Raw genomic sequence first — 20,900 nt, forward strand, 5'->3', positions numbered from 1 at the left:
CTGCATTGTTCAGGAATCAAATCTCAATGTCATCATCCCGTCCGGTGTTTCGCTCGCGTTGGCTGCCTTATTTGCTGGTTGCGCCACAGCTGGCGATCACCGTTATTTTCTTTATCTGGCCTGCAGGCGAAGCGTTGTGGTACTCGCTACTAAGCGTCGATCCGTTTGGGCTTTCCAGTCAGTTCGTGGGACTGGATAATTTCGTCACGCTGTTTCATGACCGCTACTATCTCGACGCTTTCTGGACGACGATCAAATTCAGCGCGCTGGTGACCTTCAGCGGCCTGCTGGTATCGTTGTTCTTCGCAGCGCTGGTGGATTACGTCGTGCGCGGCAGTCGTCTGTATCAGACGCTGATGCTACTGCCCTATGCCGTGGCCCCTGCGGTAGCCGCCGTGCTGTGGATTTTCCTGTTTAACCCAGGACGTGGGCTAATTACCTACTTCCTTGAGCAGTTTGGTTATGACTGGAACCATGCACAGAACAGCGGGCAGGCGATGTTCCTGGTAGTTTTTGCCTCCGTCTGGAAGCAGATTAGTTACAACTTCCTTTTCTTCTTTGCCGCGTTGCAATCGATCCCACGTTCGCTGGTTGAAGCCGCCGCGATCGATGGCGCAGGGCCTGTTCGTCGCTTTTTCAGGCTGGCGTTACCGCTGATCGCGCCGGTGAGTTTCTTCCTGCTGGTGGTCAATCTGGTCTACGCCTTCTTCGATACGTTCCCGGTGATCGATGCCGCGACCGCAGGCGGTCCGGTTCAGGCTACTACGACGCTGATTTATAAGATCTATCGTGAAGGGTTTGCCGGGCTGGATCTCTCTGCGTCCGCCGCGCAGTCGGTGGTACTGATGTTCCTCGTCATCATTCTGACGGTGGTGCAGTTCCGCTATGTGGAAAGTAAGGTGCGTTACCAATGATTGAGAACCGTCGCGGGCTGACAATATTCAGCCACACCATGCTGATTCTGGGGATTGTCGTAATTTTGTTCCCGCTGTACGTCGCGTTTGTCGCGGCGACGCTGGACAACAACGCGGTGTTTGAAACGCCGATGACGCTTATCCCTGGTACGCATCTGCTGGAAAACATGAAAAACATCTGGGCCAACGGCGTCGGTGTGAACAGCGCGCCGTTCTGGCTGATGATGCTTAACAGCTTCATCATGGCGTTTGGCATTACGGTGGGGAAAATCGCGGTCTCGATGCTTTCTGCCTTTGCTATCGTCTGGTTTCGTTTTCCGCTGCGTAACCTGTTCTTCTGGATGATTTTTATCACCCTGATGCTGCCGGTCGAAGTGCGTATTTTCCCGACGGTGGAAGTGATTGCCAATTTGAATATGCTCGACAGTTACGCAGGATTGACGCTACCGCTGATGGCATCGGCAACCGCCACTTTTCTGTTCCGCCAGTTCTTTATGACCCTGCCGGATGAGCTGATCGAAGCGGCGCGCATTGATGGCGCTTCGCCGATGAGATTTTTCCGCGACATCGTGCTGCCGTTGTCGAAAACCAATCTGGCGGCGCTGTTCGTCATCACCTTTATCTACGGCTGGAACCAGTATCTGTGGCCGTTGCTGATTATTACCGACGTCAATCTGGGGACTGCCGTGGCGGGGATCAAAGGCATGATTGCCACCGGCGAAGGCACCACCTTGTGGAATCAGGTGATGGCGGCAATGCTGCTCACCCTTATCCCACCCGTAGTCATTGTTTTAGCCATGCAGCGCGCGTTTGTCCGCGGCCTGGTCGATAGTGAGAAATAAGATGGCAGGTTTAAAATTACAGGCAGTAACCAAAAGCTGGGATGGCAAAACCCAGGTGATTCAACCGCTGACGCTGGACGTGGCGGACGGTGAGTTCATTGTGATGGTCGGCCCGTCCGGCTGCGGGAAATCAACGCTTCTGCGGATGGTGGCCGGGCTGGAGCACGTCACCAGCGGCGATATCTGGATTGACCGTCAGCGCGTGACTGAAATGGAGCCGAAAGACAGGGGCATCGCGATGGTCTTCCAGAACTATGCGCTCTACCCGCACATGAGCGTGGAAGAGAACATGGCGTGGGGGCTGAAAATCCGTGGGATGGGCAAGGGACACATCGAACAGCGGGTGAAAGAAGCGGCGCGTATTCTCGAACTGGATGGTCTGCTCAAACGTCGTCCGCGCGAACTCTCCGGCGGTCAGCGCCAGCGTGTGGCGATGGGGCGTGCCATTGTGCGCGACCCTGCGGTTTTCCTGTTTGATGAGCCGCTGTCGAACCTCGATGCCAAACTGCGCGTACAGATGCGTCTGGAGCTTCAGCACCTGCACCGTCGTCTGAAAACTACCTCGCTATACGTGACCCACGATCAGGTCGAAGCCATGACGCTCGCCCAGCGCGTGATGGTGATGAACAAAGGTATTGCCGAGCAGATTGGCACGCCGGTAGAGGTCTATGAAAAACCGGCCAGCCGCTTTGTGGCGAGCTTTATCGGCAGCCCGGCGATGAACCTGCTGGAAGGACGTATCAGCCATGCGGGTACGCACTTCGAACTGGAAAGCGGCATGGCGCTGCCCATCAATTGGTACTATCGTGGCTACGCCGGGCGAAAAATGACGCTGGGTATCCGCCTGGAACATATTACGCTAAGCTCCCAGGCGGAGGGCGGTGTGCCGCTGGTGATGGACACGCTGGAGATGTTGGGCGCCGATAATCTGGCGCACGGTCGCTGGGGCGATCAGAAACTGGTGGTGCGTCTGGCCCATCAGGAACGCCCAAAGGCAGGCAGCACGCTGTGGCTGCATCTGCCGGAAAATCATTTGCACCTTTTTGATGGTGAAACAGGAAAACGTGTATGAGTAACTGGCCGTATCCCCGCATCGTCGCCCATCGCGGCGGCGGTAAACTGGCGCCGGAAAATACGCTGGCGGCGATCGACGTCGGCGCGCATTACGGGCACACCATGATCGAGTTTGACGCGAAGCTGTCGAAGGACGGGGAAATTTTCCTGCTGCACGACGATAACCTTGAGCGCACCAGCAACGGCTGGGGCGTGGCGGGAGAGCTCAACTGGCAGGATTTGCTGCGGGTGGATGCCGGTGGCTGGTACAGCGGCGAGTTTAAAGGCGAACCGCTGCCGTTGCTCTCGCAGGTGGCCGCGCGTTGTCGCCAGCATGGCCTGATGGCCAATATCGAAATTAAACCGACTACCGGAACCGGACCGCTGACGGGGAAAGTGATTGCTCTCGCTGCGCGTGAGCTGTGGCAGGGGATGACTGCGCCGCTGCTGTCGTCATTTGAAATTGATGCGCTGGAAGCGGCGCAGGCCGCCGTACCAGAGCTGCCGCGAGGGTTGTTATTTGACGAGTGGCGTGATGACTGGCGCGAACTGACCACTCGCCTGGCGTGCGTGTCGATTCACCTGAATCACAAGCTACTGGATGAAGCGCGGGTCAGACAGCTTAAAGCGGCGGGATTACATATTCTGGTCTACACCGTCAACAAACCCCAGCGTGCGGCTGAACTGCTACGCTGGGGCGTGGACTGCATCTGTACGGATGCGATTGACGTGATTGGCCCGGACTTTACTGCTGCGGATTAAGCATATCGCCATTCTGCCGCGGCGGTAGCATGTGCTGCTGGCCGCTCTCCAGACGCGTACCGCCGCTCAACATGCCGCCGTTGGTATTGGGCAACGGCTGCTCGCGTACCTGACCCTGCTGGATCCGCTGCTGATTGTTGTTCATCTGTGTTTGCAGATTTTGCTGCTGAAGCTGCGTCTGCGTTTTTAACTGCTGATTCAGCATTCCTTTCTGCTGGATCTGCTGCGTCTGCATCTGCGTCTGCATCCGTTGCTGGCTGGGGATCTGATAGCCCGGCTGGTTCGGATTGTTCAGCGTGTTAATCGGCTGTGCGAGACAGGCAAACGGCAGTAGCGCTGTCAAAATTACGTATCGTTTCATCATCATTCCTCCACTGAGGTCTCTCTTAAGTTTACCCCTTTCCCGGCGAAACGAGGATCATTTCAGAGTTATGCACCAGGCTTAGTGGGGGGCTGACCCCACATCTTTGGAGAATAACGATGACGAAACCGACGTTTTTACGCCGGGTAGCCCTTGCTGCTCTGCTCTCAGGAAGCTGTTTCAGTGTGCTCGCCGTCCCCCCTTCACCCCCTCCGGTGTCGTATGGGGTGGAAGAGGATGTGTTCCATCCCGTTCGCGCCAGGCAGGGGATGGTGGCCTCGGTAGATGCCATGGCCACGAAGGTTGGGGTGGATATTCTCAAACAGGGCGGGAACGCCGTGGATGCTGCGGTCGCCGTAGGGTATGCGCTGGCGGTCACGCATCCGCAGGCCGGGAATCTGGGCGGCGGCGGTTTTATGTTGCTGCGTACTAAAGACGGTAAGACCACGGCGATCGATTTTCGCGAAATGGCACCCGCTAACGCCACGCGCGATATGTTCCTTGACGACCAGGGCAATCCGGACAGTAAAAAATCGCTGACCTCCCATCTGGCGTCCGGCACGCCGGGCACCGTGGCCGGGTTCTCTCTGGCGCTGGAAAAATATGGCACCCTGCCGCTCAACAAGGTGGTGCGTCCGGCGATCAAACTGGCGGAAGAGGGCTTTGTAGTTAACGATGCGCTGGCGGACGATCTAAAAACCTACGGCAGTGAAGTCATTCCGAATCACGAAAACAGCAAAGCCATTTTCTGGAAGGACGGTGAGCCGCTGAAAAAGGGCGACAAACTGGTACAAAAAAACTTGGCGAAAAGCCTGGAGTTGATTGCGGAAAAGGGGCCGGATGCCTTTTATAAAGGGGAGATTGCCGACCAGATTGCGCAGGAGATGCAGAAAAATGGCGGGCTGATGACCAAAGAGGATTTGGCGGGCTATAAAGCGGTAGAGCGCACGCCAATTAGCGGTGACTATCGCGGATATCAGGTCTTCTCGATGCCACCGCCGTCCTCTGGCGGGATCCACATCGTGCAAATCCTGAATATCCTTGAAAACTTCGACATGAAGCAATACGGCTTCGGCAGTGCGGACGCCATGCAGGTGATGGCGGAAGCGGAGAAACAGGCCTACGCCGATCGTTCGGAATACCTGGGCGACCCGGATTTTGTGAAGGTGCCGTGGCAGGCGCTGACCAACAAAGATTACGCCAAATCGATTGCCGAACGGATCGATATCAACAAGGCGAAACCCTCCAGCGAAATTCGCCCTGGCAAACTGGCGCCCTACGAGAGTAACCAGACCACTCACTTCTCGGTGGTGGATAAAGACGGTAACGCCGTGGCGGTCACTTATACCCTCAACACCACCTTCGGGACCGGCATTGTGGCGGGGGATACCGGCATTCTGCTGAATAACGAGATGGATGACTTCTCAGCTAAGCCGGGCGTGCCAAATGTCTATGGTCTGGTGGGAGGCGATGCCAACGCCGTTGGGCCTAAGAAACGTCCGCTGTCGTCAATGTCGCCCACCATCGTGGTGAAAGACGGTAAAACCTGGCTGGTTACGGGCAGTCCGGGTGGGAGCCGGATTATCACGACTGTGCTGCAAATGGTGGTCAACAGCATCGATTTCGGGATGAATGTGGCGGAAGCGACCAACGCGCCGCGTTTCCATCATCAGTGGCTGCCGGATGAGCTGCGTGTGGAGAAAGGCTTTAGTCCGGATACCCTCAAACTACTTGAGCAAAAAGGGCAGAAGGTTGCGCTGAAAGAAGCGATGGGTAGCACACAGAGCATTATGGTAGGTCCGGACGGCGCGCTGTATGGCGCATCAGACCCACGCACTGTGGACGATTTAACGGCGGGGTATTGATTTTGTTGCCGGGTGGCGGCTTCGCCTTACCCGGCCTACGTTTGTGCAGCTGTATGCCCGGTAAGCGTAGCGCCACCGGGCAATTTGTCACTTCATCCGCGCCATAAAATAGGCATCGACGTACTCGCCGTTACGCAGGCCGTACTTCTTGCCGGTGCCTTCAATTTCAAAACCATATTTTTTATACACGGCTATGGCGGGGGCGTTATCGACAAACACCGTTAATTCGATGCGTTCAACGCGCAGCCAGTTGTCGCACATGTCGATCATGGTCCGCATTAATGCGCTGGCGACACCGCGGTTTTGCCATTGCGCATCAACACAAATACCGAAATCGGCAACGTGACTCCTGCGTGGACGCTGAACGACGGCAATGCACAAATGTCCAACCACGCGATCGTCAATGCAGGCCACAAGTTGTTTGATGCCGGGCTGTTCGGCGAGTCGCGCCTGCCACATCTCACTGGATGGATGAGGAACCTGTAGCGTGTTGTGATACACCTCCGGCTGGGCATGGATCTGACGAATCGCGTCGTAATCTTTGGTTTCAGCATGGCGTATCACTATCTCACTCATTCCCGATCTCCTTTAGGGGTTATTGAGTCTTTACAGTCGCTGAGATTAAAAATGTCGTCAACTGCATTTTTTTGAAGAAATCGCTGGACAACTGCGAATGAGAATGATTATTATTGCTATGCGTTCAGGAAGACCCTTGCGGAGAACCTGAAAGCACGACATTGCTCACATTGCTTCCAGTATTATTTTAGCCAGCCGGGTGCTGGCTTTTTTTTGGTTTTTTTTCAGCCAGGCTGACTTGTTATTTTGTCCCGGGGAAGTGCCCGAGCTCCTCACGTACATTAAGTACGCTCCGGCTGCTGTGCGCAGGCCGTGAATAATCTGCCTGCGCCACTCACGCCCGAGGCGCGAGCAATCCGTTTCCAGGTGCGCCAGCGCGTCCTCAGGAGAGGTTCCGCATTTAGTCTCTCTGTGCTTTGCGCTATGGTGTATGCATCTTTTTTTTCCAAAAAGGACGCCACCATGACGTTACATTGCGCATTTATCGGGTTCGGCAAGAGCGCGACTCGCTACCATCTCCCGTATGTCCTTCATCGTAAAGATACCTGGCATGTGGCCCATATCTTTCGCCGTCGTGCGAAGCCGGAAGAGCAGGCGCCGATCTACTCACACATCCACTTCACCAGCGATCTCAATGAAATTTTCGATGATCCGCAGGTCAAGCTGGTTATCATCTGTACCCACGCCGACAGCCACTTTGACTACGCGAAACGGGCGCTGGAGGCCGGGAAGAACGTGCTGGTTGAGAAACCCTTCACCCCGACAATGATTGAAGCGAAGGTGCTGTTTGAACTGGCACAGAGCAAAGGGTTGACGGTGACGCCGTATCAAAACCGTCGCTTTGACTCCTGTTTCCTGACCGCCAAAAAGGCGATTGAAAGCGGTAAGCTGGGTAAGATTGTGGAACTGGAAAGCCACTTTGATTACTACCGCCCGGTCGCGGAGACCCAACCTGGTTTACCGCAGGATGGCGCGTTTTATGGCTTGGGCGTACACACGATGGATCAGGTTATCTCGCTGTTCGGTCGTCCGGACCACGTGGCGTACGATATCCGCAGCCTGCGCAATAAGGCCAATCCGGACGACACCTTTGAAGCGCAACTGTTTTACGGCGATTTAAAGGCCATCGTCAAAACCAGCCATCTGGTGAAAATCGACTATCCGAAGTTTATCGTGCATGGCACCAAGGGGTCGTTTATCAAATACGGTATTGACCAGCAGGAAACCAGCCTGAAGGCCAACATCATGCCGGGTGAGCCAGGCTTTGCGGCAGACGATTCCGTTGGCGTGCTGGAGTACGTTAACGACGAAGGGGTGACGGTGAAAGAAGAGATCAAACCGGAAACGGGCGACTACGGGCGTGTCTATGATGCGCTGTATGACACTCTCACCACGGGCGCGCCAAATTACGTCAAGGAATCTGACGTTCTGACCAACCTTGAACTCCTCGAACGGGCGTTCGAACAGGCTTCACCGGCCACGATTACCCTTGCCCGATAAGCCAGACTGACTCCTCTGTACTTGTTCATAATTTTTGAACAGAGGAGTCAATTTTCACCCTCTATGATTGATGATGGATTCGGTCCACACTTACTCCATCGAAAACATCTGGGGGTGAACATAATGATCTACTTACGCAAAGCAAACGACCGTGGCCACGCGAATCATGGCTGGCTGGATTCCTGGCATACGTTCTCTTTTGCTGACTACTACGATCCCAACTTTATGGGTTTCTCGGCACTGCGCGTGATTAACGACGACGTGATTGACGCCGGTCAGGGTTTCGGTACCCACCCGCATAAAGACATGGAAATTCTGACCTACGTGCTGGAAGGCGCAGTAGAACACCAGGACAGCATGGGCAATAAAGAGCAGGTGCCGGCAGGTGAATTCCAGATTATGAGCGCGGGGACCGGGATCCGGCACTCTGAGTACAACCCGAGCAAAACGGATCGTCTGCGTCTGTATCAGATCTGGATCATTCCGGAAAAAACCGGCATCACGCCGCGTTACGAGCAGCGCCGCTTCGACGCCACACAGGGTAAACAACTGGTGTTGTCACCGGACGCTCGCGACGGCTCGTTGAAAGTGTACCAGGATATGGAACTGTATCGCTGGGCGCTGGTGAAAGGTGAGCAGTCAGTACACCAGATTGCTGCTGAACGTCGCGTCTGGATCCAGGTGGTAAAAGGCGAGGTGAGCATTAACGGCACGAAAGCCACCACCAGCGACGGTCTGGCGATTTGGGATGAGCAGGCGCTGTCAATTCATGCTGACAGCGATAGTGAAATCCTGCTGTTTGATCTGCCGCCTGTATAAATAATTACGCAACCTTCCCTTTAAACGGGGAAGGTTGTGCTTTGTCCGTGATAAACTGAGCAAATCTCTCACTTACGATTTCTCAGGACGATGAAGAAGAAAAGACCCGTACTTCAGGATGTAGCTGACCGTGTTGGTGTGACCAAAATGACGGTCAGCCGTTTTTTGCGTAATCCGGAGCAAGTCTCCGTTGCATTGCGGGGCAAGATCGCTGCTGCACTTGATGAACTGGGTTATATTCCCAATCGCGCACCTGATATCCTCTCCAACGCCACTAGTCGGGCCATTGGCGTACTGCTGCCGTCGTTAACCAACCAGGTTTTTGCCGAAGTTTTACGCGGTATTGAGACCGTGACGGATGCGCATGGTTATCAAACCATGCTGGCGCACTACGGTTATAAGCCGGAGATGGAACAGGAGCGTCTGGAGTCGATGCTCTCCTGGAACATCGATGGTCTGATCCTGACTGAACGTACCCACACGCCGCGCACGTTGAAAATGATCGAAGTGGCGGGGATTCCGGTGGTTGAACTGATGGACAGTCAGTCGCCCTGCCTCGATATCGCAGTCGGTTTTGACAACTTTGAAGCCGCGCGTCAAATGACCGCCGCGATTATTGCACGCGGGCATCGTCATATCGCCTATCTGGGGGCACGTCTTGACGAACGTACTATCATCAAACAGAAGGGTTACGAACAGGCAATGCTGGATGCCGGTCTGTTGCCCTACAGTGTGATGGTGGAGCAGTCTTCTTCTTACTCTTCGGGGATTGAGCTTATCCGTCAGGCGCGTCGTGAATACCCGCAACTGGACGGTATTTTCTGCACTAACGATGACCTGGCGGTGGGCGCGGCCTTTGAATGCCAGCGTTTAGGGTTGAGGATCCCGGATGACATGGCGATCGCTGGTTTTCACGGCCATGATATCGGTCAGGTGATGGAACCGCGTCTGGCCAGCGTGCTGACGCCGCGTGAGCGTATGGGCAGCATTGGCGCAGAGCGTCTGCTGGCGCGTATTCGTGGGGAGAGCGTCACGCCAAAAATGTTAGATTTAGGTTTCACCTTGTCACCGGGTGGATCTATTTAACCCGACAAATTTGAAGTAGCTCACACTTATTCACTTCTCGCACGTTTGGATATTGCTTCTGTTTTAGTCAGGTTGGACAATGTTACCGATAACAGTTACCCGTAACAATTCCTGATCCTTGTACTGTGGGGGCACCACTTTGAGCACGACTAATCATGATCACCACATTTACGTTCTGATGGGCGTATCGGGCAGCGGTAAATCCGCTGTCGCCAGCGAAGTGGCGCATCAACTGCATGCCGCGTTTCTTGATGGCGATTTTCTCCATCCGCGTCGCAACATTGAGAAAATGGCCTCCGGTGAGCCGCTCAATGATGACGACCGTAAGCCGTGGTTGCAGGCGCTGAATGACGCCGCGTTTGCGATGCAGCGTACCAATAAGGTTTCGCTGATCGTCTGTTCCGCACTGAAAAAACATTACCGTGATCTGCTGCGTGACGGTAACCCGAACCTTTCTTTCATCTACCTGAAAGGCGATTTCGACGTGATCGAAAGCCGTCTGAAGGCGCGTAAAGGCCATTTCTTCAAAACCCAGATGCTGGTGACGCAGTTTGAAACCCTGCAAGAACCGGGTGCAGACGAAAGCGACGTACTGGTGGTGGATATCGATCAGCCACTGGAAGGTGTTGTTGCCAGCACCATCGAGGTCATTAATAAAAGGCAGTAAGTTTTGAGTACATTAACGCTTGTTTTAACAGCAGTAGGCTCCGTTCTGCTGCTGTTGTTTTTAGTGATGAAGGCGCGTATGCACGCCTTCGTTGCTTTGATGGTGGTGTCTATTGGTGCAGGTCTCTTTTCCGGTATGCCGCTCGATAAAATCGCGGCGACAATGGAAAAAGGGATGGGAGGTACGCTGGGCTTCCTGGCGATTGTGGTCGCTCTGGGGGCCATGTTTGGCAAGATTTTGCATGAAACGGGCGCAGTCGATCAGATTGCGGTCAAAATGCTGAAATCCTTCGGCCACAGTCGCGCGCATTATGCGATTGGGCTGGCGGGACTGATTTGCGCGCTGCCGCTGTTCTTTGAAGTGGCCATTGTTCTGCTGATAAGCGTCGCATTCTCGATGGCGCGTCATACCGGTACAAACCTGGTGAAGTTGGTGATCCCGCTGTTTGCGGGCGTGGCGGCGGCCGCGGCATTTCTGCTGCCGGGGCCTGCGCCGATGCTGCTCGCTTCTCAGATGCACGCCGACTTTGGCTGGATGATTCTGATTGGTCTGTGTGCCGCCATTCCAGGGATGATTATCGCAGGGCCGCTGTGGGGCAACTTTATCAGCCGCTACGTTGAGCTGAATATTCCAGACGATATTACCGAACCGCATCTGGGCGAGGGCAAAATGCCGTCCTTTGGCTTCAGTCTGTCGCTGATCCTGTTGCCGCTGGTGCTGGTGGGACTGAAAACCATCGCCGCACGTTTTGTGCCGGTCGGTTCTACGGCTTACCAGTGGTTTGAATTTGTCGGTCACCCGTTCACCGCGATTCTGGTGGCTTGTCTGGTGGCGATTTACGGCCTGGCGATGCGTCAGGGGATGCCGAAAGATAAGGTCATGGAGATTTGCGGTCACGCGCTGCAACCGGCGGGTATAATCCTGTTGGTGATTGGTGCTGGCGGTGTCTTCAAGCAGGTGCTGGTGGATTCTGGCGTGGGGCCGGCGCTGGGTGAAGCGCTGACCGGGATGGGCTTGCCGATTGCCATTACCTGCTTCGTGCTGGCGGCAGCGGTGCGTATCATTCAGGGCTCCGCGACCGTAGCCTGCTTAACGGCGGTGGGACTGGTGATGCCAGTAATTGAACAACTGAATTTCTCCGGGGCGCAGATGGCGGCACTGTCTATCTGTATCGCGGGGGGGTCGATCGTCGTCAGCCACGTGAACGATGCCGGTTTCTGGCTGTTCGGGAAATTCACCGGTGCGACAGAAGCACAAACGCTGAAGACCTGGACAATGATGGAAACCATCCTCGGCACCGTGGGTGCGATTGTGGGTATGGTGGCGTTTTCACTGCTCAGTTGAAAAAAGGTAGGCCGGGCAATCGCCCGGCCCTATTGTTTTATCCCTTCATCCACATCCGGATGCCGTCCAGGAACATCTGGGTCGCCATCATCACCAGAATCAATCCCATCAGGCGTTCCAGCGCATTTACCCCTTTCTCACCCAGCAGACGCAGAAACAGCGACGACTGCAGCAGAATCACAAACGTACCGCCCCAGGCCAGCAGCAAGGCAATCACCAGATGCCCCATTTGATTAGGATACTGATGCGATAACAACATCAACGTGGCCAGAATCGTTGGGCCGGCAACTAACGGGATCGCCAGCGGGACAATAAAGGGCTCTTCGCCTGCCGGAAGGCCTGCGCTGTTTCCGGTGGCACTGGGGAAGATCATCTTGATGGCAATCAGGAACAGAATAATGCCCCCGGATATTGAAACCGTTTCGGCTCGCAAATTCAGGAATGCGAGAATTTTCTCGCCCGCGAAAAGGAAAATCAGCATCAGTAACAGCGCAATGAACAGCTCGCGCACCATGATTGCCCGACGCCGCTTCGGTTCGGTATGTTTCAGTACGGACATGAAAATGGGCAAATTACCGAGCGGATCCATAATCAGGATCAATAAAACGGCTGCAGAAATGATTTCATTCATAACTCAAATTCCCTGATAATTGCCTCGGACTTTCTGCTCGCTTAAGCAGCGGGATAAGTCGCATTTCTGATGGCATCGCTATCATTGATTAAATTCACTTGCGACTTTGGCTGCTTTTTGTATGGTGAAGGATGAGCCAGTAGGACACTGGTCAGCATACACAGCACACATCTTTGCAGGAAAAAACGCTATGAAAAATGTTGGTTTTATCGGCTGGCGCGGTATGGTCGGCTCTGTTCTCATGCAACGCATGGTTGAAGAGCGCGACTTCGACGCCATTCGCCCTGTTTTCTTTTCAACTTCCCAGCTTGGGCAGGCCGCGCCGACGTTCGGCGGTACCTCGACCGGCACACTTCAGGACGCTTTCGATCTGGACGCGCTGAAAGCGCTCGATATCATTGTGACCTGTCAGGGCGGCGATTATACCAACGAAATCTATCCAAAGCTTCGTGAAAGCGGATGGCAGGGTTACTGGATTGACGCGGCCTCTTCGCTGCGCATGAAAGATGACGCTATCATTATCCTTGACCCGGTTAACCAGGATGTCATCACCCGGGGCCTGAACAACGGGATTAAAACCTTCGTCGGCGGTAACTGTACCGTTAGCCTGATGCTGATGTCGTTGGGCGGTCTGTTTGCCCATGACCTGGTGGACTGGGTGTCGGTCGCGACCTACCAGGCGGCCTCCGGCGGCGGCGCGCGTCATATGCGCGAATTGCTCAACCAGATGGGCCAGTTGCATAACTACGTCGCTGATGAACTGGCAACGCCTTCCTCCGCTATTCTCGATATCGAACGCAAAGTTACCCAACTGACTCGTAGCGGCGAACTGCCGGTAGATAACTTTGGCGTCCCGCTGGCAGGTAGCCTGATTCCGTGGATCGACAAACAGCTTGATAACGGCCAGAGTCGCGAAGAGTGGAAAGGCCAGGCGGAAACTAACAAAATCCTTGATACCTCATCCGTCATTCCGGTCGATGGCCTGTGCGTGCGCGTTGGCGCGCTGCGTTGCCACAGCCAGGCATTCACTATCAAACTGAAAAAAGACGTTTCCATTCCGACCGTGGAAGAACTGCTGGCGGCTCACAATCCGTGGGCGAAAGTGGTGCCAAACGATCGGGATATCACCATGCGTGAGTTAACCCCAGCGGCCGTTACCGGCACGTTGACCACGCCAGTTGGCCGTCTGCGTAAGCTGAACATGGGACCGGAGTTCCTGTCAGCCTTTACGGTAGGCGACCAGTTGCTCTGGGGGGCTGCAGAGCCGTTGCGACGTATGTTGCGCCATCTGGCGTAATCGCGTTGGTTTACAAGGGGTGCTGAGTCACCCCTTTTTATGCGTAAAAAAGGAGTAAACGCAAATGTATAGTCTTTATGCAGGAGTTAATGAAAGTGTTGGCTATTCTTTAAGGGTGTCCTGATCTCAGTATCAGGGCTTTACCTGAAGGTAGGACGGGGCAGAGAGGATGCACAATTGTGCTGCACCGTTCAGGTCAAAAAAAGTGTCGCTGACTGATGTCGAAAATCAGTTGGAGGAGTGACACCAAAAAACAGGATGAAAACCATGTCCGATCGTATCGATAGAGACGTGATTAATGCGCTAATCGCAGGCCATTTTGCGGATCCTTTTTCCGTACTCGGTATGCACCAGACCTCAGCCGGACTCGAAGTCCGCGCGCTTTTACCTGACGCCACTGAAGTGTGGGTGATCGAACCTAAAACCGGGCGCAAAGTCGGCAAACTGGACTGCCTCGACTCACGCGGTTTTTTCAGCGGTGTATTACCTCGTCGTAAAAATCCTTTTCGCTACCAGCTCGCTGTTGTCTGGCACGGCCAGCAAAATCTGATTGATGATCCCTACCGTTTTGGTCCTCTTATTCAGGATATGGATGCCTGGCTGCTGTCGGAAGGCACCCATTTGCGTCCGTATGAAACGCTGGGGGCGCATGCGGACACCATGGATGGCGTCACGGGGACGCGTTTCTCCGTCTGGGCGCCGAATGCGCGCCGCGTTTCCGTAGTCGGACAATTTAACTTCTGGGATGGTCGCCGTCACCCGATGCGTCTGCGCAAAGAAAGCGGCATCTGGGAACTGTTTATCCCCGGCGCACAGCATGGTCAGCTCTACAAATATGAGATGATCGACGCCAACGGTAATCTGCGGGTGAAAGCCGACCCTTACGCCTTTGAAGCACAGATGCGTCCGGAAACGGCCTCGCTCATTTGCGGTCTGCCCGAAAAAGTGGAACAGACCGAGGCGCGCAAAAAAGCGAACCAGTTTGACGCGCCAATCTCCATTTATGAAGTCCATCTGGGCTCGTGGCGTCGCCATACCGACAACAACTTCTGGCTGAGCTATCGCGAGCTGGCTGACCAGCTCATCCCGTACGTGAAATGGATGGGCTTTACCCATCTCGAACTGCTGCCGGTGAATGAGCATCCGTTTGACGGCAGTTGGGGTTATCAGCCAACGGGACTTTATGCGCCAACGCGTCGTTTTGGCACGCGCGATGATTTCCGTTATTTCGTGAACGCCGCGCATCAGGCGGGCTTGAACGTCATCCTTGACTGGGTGCCGGGCCACTTTCCGTCGGATGATTTTGCTCTCGCGGAGTTCGATGGCACCAAACTGTACGAGCATAGCGACCCGCGCGAAGGGTATCACCAGGACTGGAACACGCTGATCTACAACTACGGTCGTCGTGAAGTCAGTAACTATCTGGTAGGCAACGCCCTGTACTGGATTGAACGCTTTGGTATTGACGCCCTGCGCGTGGATGCCGTGGCGTCGATGATTTATCGCGATTACAGTCGCAAAGAGGGCGAGTGGATCCCGAATGAATTCGGCGGCCGCGAAAACCTGGAAGCGATTGAGTTTTTACGCAATACCAACCGCATTCTCGGTGAGCAGGTGCCGGGGGCGGTGAGCATGGCGGAAGAGTCGACGGATTTCGCGGGCGTCTCCCGACCGCAGGATATGGGCGGTCTGGGTTTCTGGTACAAGTGGAACCTTGGCTGGATGCACGACACCCTTGATTACATGAAGCTGGATCCGGTTTATCGTCAATATCATCACGATAAGCTGACCTTCGGCATGCTCTACAACTATACCGAAAACTTCGTTCTGCCGTTGTCGCATGACGAAGTGGTCCACGGTAAGAAATCGATTCTCGACCGCATGCCGGGCGACGCGTGGCAGAAATTTGCCAACCTGCGCGCTTACTATGGCTGGATGTGGGCCTTCCCGGGTAAAAAACTGCTGTTTATGGGCAACGAATTCGCTCAGGGGCGCGAGTGGAATCATGACGCCAGCCTTGACTGGCATTTGCTGGAAGGCGGCGACAACTGGCACCACGGTGTGCAGCGTCTGGTGCGCGACCTCAACCTGACCTATCGTCACCACAAAGCGTTACATGAGCTCGACTTTGACCCTTACGGCTTCGAATGGCTGGTTGTCGATGATAAAGAACGTTCAGTACTGATTTTTGTCCGTCGCGATAAGGTCGGGAACGAAATTATCGTCGCCAGCAACTTCACGCCGGTGCCGCGTCACGATTACCGCTTTGGCGTCAATCAGCCGGGTAAATGGCGCGAAATTCTCAATACTGACTCGATGCACTACCACGGCAGCAATGCCGGGAACGGCGGGGCGGTCCATACCGATGAGATTTCCAGCCACGGACGCCCGCAATCCCTGAGTCTGACGCTGCCGCCGCTGTCGACAATCTGGCTGGTTCGGGAGGCGGAATGACGCAACTGGTTGCCGGTAACGCCACACCGCATGGCGCAACGTATGACGGACATGGCGTGAATTTCACGCTCTTTTCCGCCCATGCCGAGCGCGTTGAGCTGTGTGTGTTTGACGCGTCGGGCAATGAGCAGCGCTACGACCTGCCAGCGCGCACCGGAGATGTCTGGCACGGCTATCTGGTCGACGCTCGTCCCGGTCTGCGTTATGGCTACCGTGTGCATGGGCCGTGGCAGCCAGCGCAGGGTCACTGGTTTAATCCGGCTAAGCTGCTGATTGATCCCTGCGCGCGTCGCGTAGAGGGCGACCTGAAAGATGACCCGCTGATGCATGCGGGTTATGACCAGCCGGATCATCGCGATAACGTCGCCATTGCGCCGAAGTGCGTGGTGACCGTCGATCGCTATGACTGGGAAGACGATGCCCCGCCGCGCACGCCGTGGGGCAATACCGTCATCTATGAGGCACATGTCAAAGGTTTAACCTACCTGCATCCGCAAATCCCGGCAGAGATTCGCGGCACGTACCACGCGCTTGGTCATCCGGTGATGATCGATTATCTGAAGCATTTGGGGATTACCGCGCTGGAATTGTTGCCCGTGGCGCATTTCGCCAGTGAACCGCGTTTACAACGGCTGGGGTTGTCGAACTATTGGGGCTACAACCCCGTCGCGCTGTTTGCGCTGCATCCAGCCTATGCCTGCTCGCCAGAGACGGCACTGGATGAATTCCGCGATGCTGTTAAGGCGCTGCACAAAGCCGGCATTGAGGTCATTCTCGACATTGTACTCAACCACAGCGCTGAGCTGGATCGGGACGGGCCGCTCATCTCCCTGCGCGGAATCGACAACCGTAGCTATTATTGGATCAGAGAGGATGGTGATTATCACAACTGGACCGGTTGCGGTAACACGCTCAATCTCAGCCATCCTTGCGTGGTGGAGTATGCCCTTGAATGCCTGCGTTACTGGGTTGAAACCTGCCATGTCGATGGTTTTCGTTTTGATCTGGCATCGGTGATGGGGCGTACGCCGGCGTTTAGCCAGGATGCACCATTGTTTACCGCCATCAAACAGTGCCCGGTGCTGTCCGGCGTTAAGCTTATCGCTGAACCCTGGGATATCGGGGCCGGTGGGTATCAGGTGGGGAATTTCCCTGCGCCGTTCGCGGAGTGGAACGATCATTTTCGCGATGCGTCACGCCGCTTCTGGCTACAGCGCAATGTGTCGCTCGGCGAGTTTGCCGGGCGTTTTGCGGCCTCCAGCGACGTGTTTAAGCGCGATGGACGCAAACCTTCCGCTTCCGTCAATCTGGTCACCGCGCATGACGGTTTTACGCTCAGAGACTGCGTTTGTTTCAATCAGAAACACAATGAGGCAAACGGAGAGGAAAATCGGGACGGAACCGACAATAACCATAGCAATAATCATGGTAAAGAAGGATTAGGCGGCACTCTGGAGGTCGTCGAACGTCGCCGCGACAGCATTCATGCGTTGCTGACGACGCTTTTACTTTCTCAGGGAACGCCCATGTTACTGGCCGGTGATGAACACGGACACAGTCAGCATGGCAACAACAACGCCTATTGCCAGGACAATGCGTTGACCTGGCTGGACTGGTCGCAGGCGAGCGGGGGATTAATCGATTTTACCGCCGCATTAATCAAACTGCGCCAGCAAATCCCGGCGCTGGTGGGAGACTACTGGTGGGAAGAGGGAGATGGCAACGTGCGCTGGCTTAATCGCTACGCGCAACCACTGAGTGCGGATGAATGGCAAAACGGGCCAATGCAGATACAAATCCTGCTGTCGGATCGTTTTCTTATTGCCATCAATGCCGCGCTTGATACTGCTGAAATTGTTTTACCTGAAGGGGAATGGCGCGCTGTTCCCCCGTTTGCCGGAGAGGATAATCCGGTAATTACGGCTGTCTGGCCGGGACCTGCGCACGGACTGTGTGTGTTCCAGAGATGATCAAAAAGGAGTTAGTCATGGTGAGTTTAGAGAAGAATGATCGTTTAATGTTGGCGCGCCAGTTGCCGTTGAAATCGGTTGCCCTGATTCTGGCGGGCGGACGTGGCACTCGTCTGAAAGATTTAACCAACAAACGTGCAAAACCGGCCGTTCACTTTGGTGGTAAGTTTCGCATTATTGATTTTGCGTTATCCAACTGTCTTAACTCCGGGATCCGCCGTATTGGCGTCATCACGCAATATCAATCTCACACTCTGGTACAGCATATTCAGCGTGGTTGGTCGTTCTTCAGCGAGGAGATGAATGAGTTTGTCGATTTGCTGCCTGCTCAACAAAGAATGCAGGGCGAAAACTGGTATCGCGGCACGGCGGATGCGGTGACGCAGAACCTGGATATCATCCGTCGCTATAAGGCGGAATATGTGGTGATCCTGGCGGGTGACCATATCTATAAGCAAGATTACTCCCGCATGCTGATCGACCACGTCGAGAAAGGCGCGCGCTGCACCGTCGCCTGTATGCCGGTGCCGATCGAAGAGGCCAGCGCGTTCGGCGTAATGGCGGTCGATGAAAACGATAAGATTATTGAGTTCGTGGAAAAACCGGCGAACCCACCCGCCATGCCAGGCGATGCCACGAAATCGCTCGCCAGCATGGGGATCTACATTTTTGATGCTGATTACCTTTATGAGTTGCTGGAAAAGGATGACAGCGACGAAGGCTCAAGCCATGACTTCGGCAAAGATATTATTCCGACAGTCACCAAAGCTGGCATGGCTTATGCACATCCTTTCCCGTTGTCCTGCGTTCAGTCGGATCCTGAGTCCGAGCCGTACTGGCGTGACGTCGGAACGCTGGAAGCCTACTGGAAAGCAAACCTCGATCTGGCATCCGTGACCCCGGAACTGGATATGTACGATCAGAACTGGCCGATTCGCACCCACATGGAATCGCTACCGCCGGCGAAATTTGTGCAGGACCGCTCGGGAAGCCACGGCATGACGCTGAACTCACTGGTTTCGGGCGGCTGTATTATTTCCGGTTCCGTCGTAGTGCAGTCCGTTCTGTTCCCGCGCGTGCGGGTGAATTCATTCTGTAATATTGATTCGGCAGTGTTGCTACCCGAAGTCTGGGTAGGACGCTCATGCCGCCTGCGTCGCTGCATTATCGATCGTGCCTGCGTTATCCCTGAAGGCATGGTGATTGGCGAAAATGCGGAAGAAGATGCCCGTCGCTTCTACCGTTCCGAGGAAGGCATTGTGCTGGTGACGCGCGAAATGTTGCGCAAACTGCAGGTCAAACAGGAGTGAGAATGCAGGTTTTACATGTATGTTCGGAGATGTTTCCCCTGTTGAAAACAGGTGGTCTGGCAGATGTGATTGGCGCGTTGCCGGCGGCGCAAATCGCGGATGGTGTTGATGCCCGCGTTTTGCTGCCCGCGTTTCCCGACATTCGTCGGGGCATCACGGATGCGCAAGTAGTCAGCCGTCGCGACACATTCGCGGGCAGGATTAGTCTGCTGTTTGGTCATTACAACGGTGTGGGGATTTACCTGATTGATGCCCCGCATCTTTACGATCGTCCGGGGAGTCCGTATCACGATACGAACCTGTTTGCCTACACCGATAACGTACTGCGTTTTGCGCTGCTGGGATGGGTAGGATGTGAAATGGCCTGTGGGCTTGATCCATTCTGGCGCCCGGACGTGGTGCATGCGCACGACTGGCATGCTGGCCTGGCGCCTGCGTATCTGGCCGCGCGCGGACGTCCGGCGAAATCGGTGTTTACCGTGCACAACCTGGCGTATCAGGGCATGTTTTATGCACAGCATATGAATGACATCCAACTGCCATGGTCGTTCTTTAACATGCATGGGCTGGAGTTTAACGGTCAGATTTCATTCCTGAAGGCCGGTCTGTACTACGCCGACCACATCACGGCGGTCAGCCCGACCTATGCGCGGGAGATCACCGAGCCGCAGTTTGCCTACGGTATGGAAGGGTTGCTGCAACAGCGCCATCGTGAAGGGCGGCTTTCTGGCGTTCTGAACGGGGTGGATGAGAAAATCTGGAGTCCAGAGACGGATCTCTTGCTGGCGTCGCGCTATACGCGGGATTCGCTGGAAGAGAAGGCGGAAAACAAACGCCAGTTGCAGATAGCAATGGGACTCAAGGTCAATGACAAGGTTCCGCTGTTTGCCGTCGTCAGTCGCCTGACCAGCCAGAAGGGGCTGGACCTGGTGCTGGAGGCGTTGCCGGGCCTGCTGGAGCAGGGCGGACAACTCGCACTGCTGGGGGCGGGCGATCCGGTGTTGCAGGAAGGTTTCCTTGCCGCCGCTGCCGAATATCCCGGTCAGGTCGGTGTGCAGATTGGCTATCACGAAGCGTTTTCGCACCGCATCATGGGCGGCGCGGACGTCATTCTGGTACCGAGCCGCTTTGAACCGTGCGGCTTAACGCAACTCTACGGGCTGAAGTACGGTACGTTGCCGCTGGTACGGCGTACCGGTGGACTGGCAGATACGGTGTCCGACAGCTCGCTGGAAAACCTTGCCGATGGCATCGCCAGCGGGTTTGTGTTTGAGGACAGCAACGCCTGGTCCCTGCTACGGGCTATCCGGCGCGCTTTCGTGCTGTGGTCTCGACCTTCGCTCTGGCGGTTTGTGCAACGGCAAGCGATGGCGATGGATTTTAGCTGGCAAGTCGCGGCGAAGTCATACCGCGAGCTTTACTATCGCTTGAAATAGATATTCAGGAATC

The 20,900-nt window shown here is 55.1% G+C and carries 18 protein-coding genes; 15 read left to right on the plus strand and 3 right to left on the minus strand.

The window, feature by feature from the left end; translation table 11 throughout:
- Positions 1-26 precede the first annotated feature (26 nt).
- Genes ugpA through ugpQ form a run of 4 tightly spaced genes read left to right on the plus strand, consistent with a single transcriptional unit; the run spans position 27 to position 3,571 of the window.
- Complete coding sequence (gene ugpA, locus ACQ0PY_RS01600; protein WP_099433893.1) at positions 27-914, plus strand: sn-glycerol-3-phosphate ABC transporter permease UgpA; 888 nt, start codon at positions 27-29, stop codon at positions 912-914.
- On the plus strand, positions 911-1,756 hold the full coding sequence (gene ugpE, locus ACQ0PY_RS01605) for a sn-glycerol-3-phosphate ABC transporter permease UgpE (RefSeq protein WP_044327552.1): 846 nt from the start codon (positions 911-913) through the stop codon (positions 1,754-1,756). Before ugpA ends, ugpE begins: the two co-directional genes overlap by 4 nt.
- Position 1,757: 1 nt before the next feature.
- Positions 1,758-2,828: a sn-glycerol-3-phosphate import ATP-binding protein UgpC gene (locus ACQ0PY_RS01610; protein ID WP_109739762.1), complete on the plus strand. Its 1,071-nt coding sequence runs from the start codon at positions 1,758-1,760 to the stop codon at positions 2,826-2,828.
- A complete protein-coding gene (gene ugpQ, locus ACQ0PY_RS01615; RefSeq protein ID WP_334263146.1) occupies positions 2,825-3,571 on the plus strand; it encodes a glycerophosphodiester phosphodiesterase in 747 nt (248 codons plus the stop codon). Before ACQ0PY_RS01610 ends, ugpQ begins: the two co-directional genes overlap by 4 nt.
- Here ugpQ and ACQ0PY_RS01620 read toward each other — a convergent pair.
- Entirely contained in the window at positions 3,555-3,932 is a 378-nt protein-coding gene (locus tag ACQ0PY_RS01620) for a DUF2756 family protein (RefSeq protein WP_042998465.1), read from the minus strand. The genes ugpQ and ACQ0PY_RS01620 overlap by 17 nt on opposite strands.
- 119 nt (positions 3,933-4,051) lie before the next feature.
- Here ACQ0PY_RS01620 and ggt point away from each other — a divergent pair, with 119 nt between their 5' ends.
- On the plus strand, positions 4,052-5,797 hold the full coding sequence (gene ggt / locus ACQ0PY_RS01625) for a gamma-glutamyltransferase (protein ID WP_109739763.1): 1,746 nt from the start codon (positions 4,052-4,054) through the stop codon (positions 5,795-5,797).
- Positions 5,798-5,884: 87 nt separating this feature from the next.
- On the opposite strand, the gene yhhY is transcribed toward ggt, so the two are convergent.
- A complete protein-coding gene (yhhY, locus tag ACQ0PY_RS01630) occupies positions 5,885-6,373 on the minus strand; it encodes an N-acetyltransferase (protein WP_042998463.1) in 489 nt (162 codons plus the stop codon).
- A gap of 462 nt (positions 6,374-6,835) precedes the next feature.
- Between yhhY and ACQ0PY_RS01635 the strand changes: the two genes are divergently transcribed.
- The 5 genes from ACQ0PY_RS01635 to gntU all read left to right on the plus strand — a co-directional run bounded on the left by ACQ0PY_RS01635 (position 6,836) and on the right by gntU (position 11,789).
- A complete protein-coding gene (locus ACQ0PY_RS01635) occupies positions 6,836-7,873 on the plus strand; it encodes an oxidoreductase (protein ID WP_061070634.1) in 1,038 nt (345 codons plus the stop codon).
- A 123-nt stretch (positions 7,874-7,996) separates the two neighbouring features.
- Positions 7,997-8,692 (plus strand): pirin family protein, encoded by a 696-nt coding sequence (locus ACQ0PY_RS01640; RefSeq protein WP_043001767.1) that lies wholly within the window; start codon positions 7,997-7,999, stop codon positions 8,690-8,692.
- Between the two features lie 90 nt (positions 8,693-8,782).
- Positions 8,783-9,778 carry a gluconate operon transcriptional repressor GntR gene (gntR, locus tag ACQ0PY_RS01645; RefSeq protein WP_042998462.1) on the plus strand — a complete coding sequence of 332 codons (996 nt, stop codon included), beginning with the start codon at positions 8,783-8,785 and terminating at the stop codon, positions 9,776-9,778.
- Positions 9,779-9,917: 139 nt separating this feature from the next.
- Positions 9,918-10,445: a gluconokinase gene (gene gntK, locus ACQ0PY_RS01650; protein WP_042998461.1), complete on the plus strand. Its 528-nt coding sequence runs from the start codon at positions 9,918-9,920 to the stop codon at positions 10,443-10,445.
- A gap of 3 nt (positions 10,446-10,448) precedes the next feature.
- The gene (gntU, locus tag ACQ0PY_RS01655) at positions 10,449-11,789 is read left to right on the plus strand and encodes a gluconate transporter (protein ID WP_042998460.1); all 1,341 of its coding nucleotides are present in this window, start codon (positions 10,449-10,451) and stop codon (positions 11,787-11,789) included.
- A gap of 37 nt (positions 11,790-11,826) precedes the next feature.
- Here gntU and yhgN read toward each other — a convergent pair whose 3' ends face one another.
- Complete coding sequence (yhgN, locus tag ACQ0PY_RS01660; RefSeq protein ID WP_042998459.1) at positions 11,827-12,420, minus strand: NAAT family transporter YhgN; 594 nt, start codon at positions 12,418-12,420, stop codon at positions 11,827-11,829.
- 190 nt (positions 12,421-12,610) lie between these two features.
- Here yhgN and asd point away from each other — a divergent pair, with 190 nt between their 5' ends.
- From asd to glgA, 5 genes are all read left to right on the plus strand, one after another.
- Positions 12,611-13,717 carry an aspartate-semialdehyde dehydrogenase gene (gene asd / locus ACQ0PY_RS01665; protein WP_042998458.1) on the plus strand — a complete coding sequence of 369 codons (1,107 nt, stop codon included), beginning with the start codon at positions 12,611-12,613 and terminating at the stop codon, positions 13,715-13,717.
- A gap of 267 nt (positions 13,718-13,984) precedes the next feature.
- On the plus strand, positions 13,985-16,171 hold the full coding sequence (glgB, locus tag ACQ0PY_RS01670) for a 1,4-alpha-glucan branching enzyme (protein WP_042998457.1): 2,187 nt from the start codon (positions 13,985-13,987) through the stop codon (positions 16,169-16,171).
- Positions 16,168-18,141 carry a glycogen debranching protein GlgX gene (gene glgX / locus ACQ0PY_RS01675; RefSeq protein ID WP_042998456.1) on the plus strand — a complete coding sequence of 658 codons (1,974 nt, stop codon included), beginning with the start codon at positions 16,168-16,170 and terminating at the stop codon, positions 18,139-18,141. The genes glgB and glgX overlap by 4 nt, the downstream gene beginning before the upstream one ends.
- Before the next feature lie 17 nt (positions 18,142-18,158).
- Positions 18,159-19,451 (plus strand): glucose-1-phosphate adenylyltransferase, encoded by a 1,293-nt coding sequence (glgC, locus tag ACQ0PY_RS01680; RefSeq protein WP_042998455.1) that lies wholly within the window; start codon positions 18,159-18,161, stop codon positions 19,449-19,451.
- 2 nt (positions 19,452-19,453) lie between these two features.
- Positions 19,454-20,887: a glycogen synthase GlgA gene (glgA, locus tag ACQ0PY_RS01685; protein ID WP_042322968.1), complete on the plus strand. Its 1,434-nt coding sequence runs from the start codon at positions 19,454-19,456 to the stop codon at positions 20,885-20,887.
- Positions 20,888-20,900: the final 13 nt, after the last annotated feature.

It is taken from the genome of Citrobacter sp. LST-B2 (assembly GCF_057983045.1).

Excerpts from the sequence above, each read along its gene's own strand:
- ugpA (WP_099433893.1), top strand. The coding sequence starts at position 27 with ATGTCATCATCCCGTCCGGTGTTTCGCTCGCGTTGGCTGCCTTATTTG.
- ugpE (WP_044327552.1), top strand. The coding sequence starts at position 911 with ATGATTGAGAACCGTCGCGGGCTGACAATATTCAGCCACACCATGCTG.
- ACQ0PY_RS01610 (WP_109739762.1), top strand. The coding sequence starts at position 1,758 with ATGGCAGGTTTAAAATTACAGGCAGTAACCAAAAGCTGGGATGGCAAA.
- ugpQ (WP_334263146.1), top strand. The coding sequence starts at position 2,825 with ATGAGTAACTGGCCGTATCCCCGCATCGTCGCCCATCGCGGCGGCGGT.
- ACQ0PY_RS01620 (WP_042998465.1), bottom strand. The coding sequence starts at position 3,932 with ATGAAACGATACGTAATTTTGACAGCGCTACTGCCGTTTGCCTGTCTC.
- ggt (WP_109739763.1), top strand. The coding sequence starts at position 4,052 with ATGACGAAACCGACGTTTTTACGCCGGGTAGCCCTTGCTGCTCTGCTC.
- yhhY (WP_042998463.1), bottom strand. The coding sequence starts at position 6,373 with ATGAGTGAGATAGTGATACGCCATGCTGAAACCAAAGATTACGACGCG.
- ACQ0PY_RS01635 (WP_061070634.1), top strand. The coding sequence starts at position 6,836 with ATGACGTTACATTGCGCATTTATCGGGTTCGGCAAGAGCGCGACTCGC.
- ACQ0PY_RS01640 (WP_043001767.1), top strand. The coding sequence starts at position 7,997 with ATGATCTACTTACGCAAAGCAAACGACCGTGGCCACGCGAATCATGGC.
- gntR (WP_042998462.1), top strand. The coding sequence starts at position 8,783 with ATGAAGAAGAAAAGACCCGTACTTCAGGATGTAGCTGACCGTGTTGGT.
- yhgN (WP_042998459.1), bottom strand. The coding sequence starts at position 12,420 with ATGAATGAAATCATTTCTGCAGCCGTTTTATTGATCCTGATTATGGAT.
- asd (WP_042998458.1), top strand. The coding sequence starts at position 12,611 with ATGAAAAATGTTGGTTTTATCGGCTGGCGCGGTATGGTCGGCTCTGTT.
- glgB (WP_042998457.1), top strand. The coding sequence starts at position 13,985 with ATGTCCGATCGTATCGATAGAGACGTGATTAATGCGCTAATCGCAGGC.
- glgX (WP_042998456.1), top strand. The coding sequence starts at position 16,168 with ATGACGCAACTGGTTGCCGGTAACGCCACACCGCATGGCGCAACGTAT.
- glgC (WP_042998455.1), top strand. The coding sequence starts at position 18,159 with ATGGTGAGTTTAGAGAAGAATGATCGTTTAATGTTGGCGCGCCAGTTG.
- glgA (WP_042322968.1), top strand. The coding sequence starts at position 19,454 with ATGCAGGTTTTACATGTATGTTCGGAGATGTTTCCCCTGTTGAAAACA.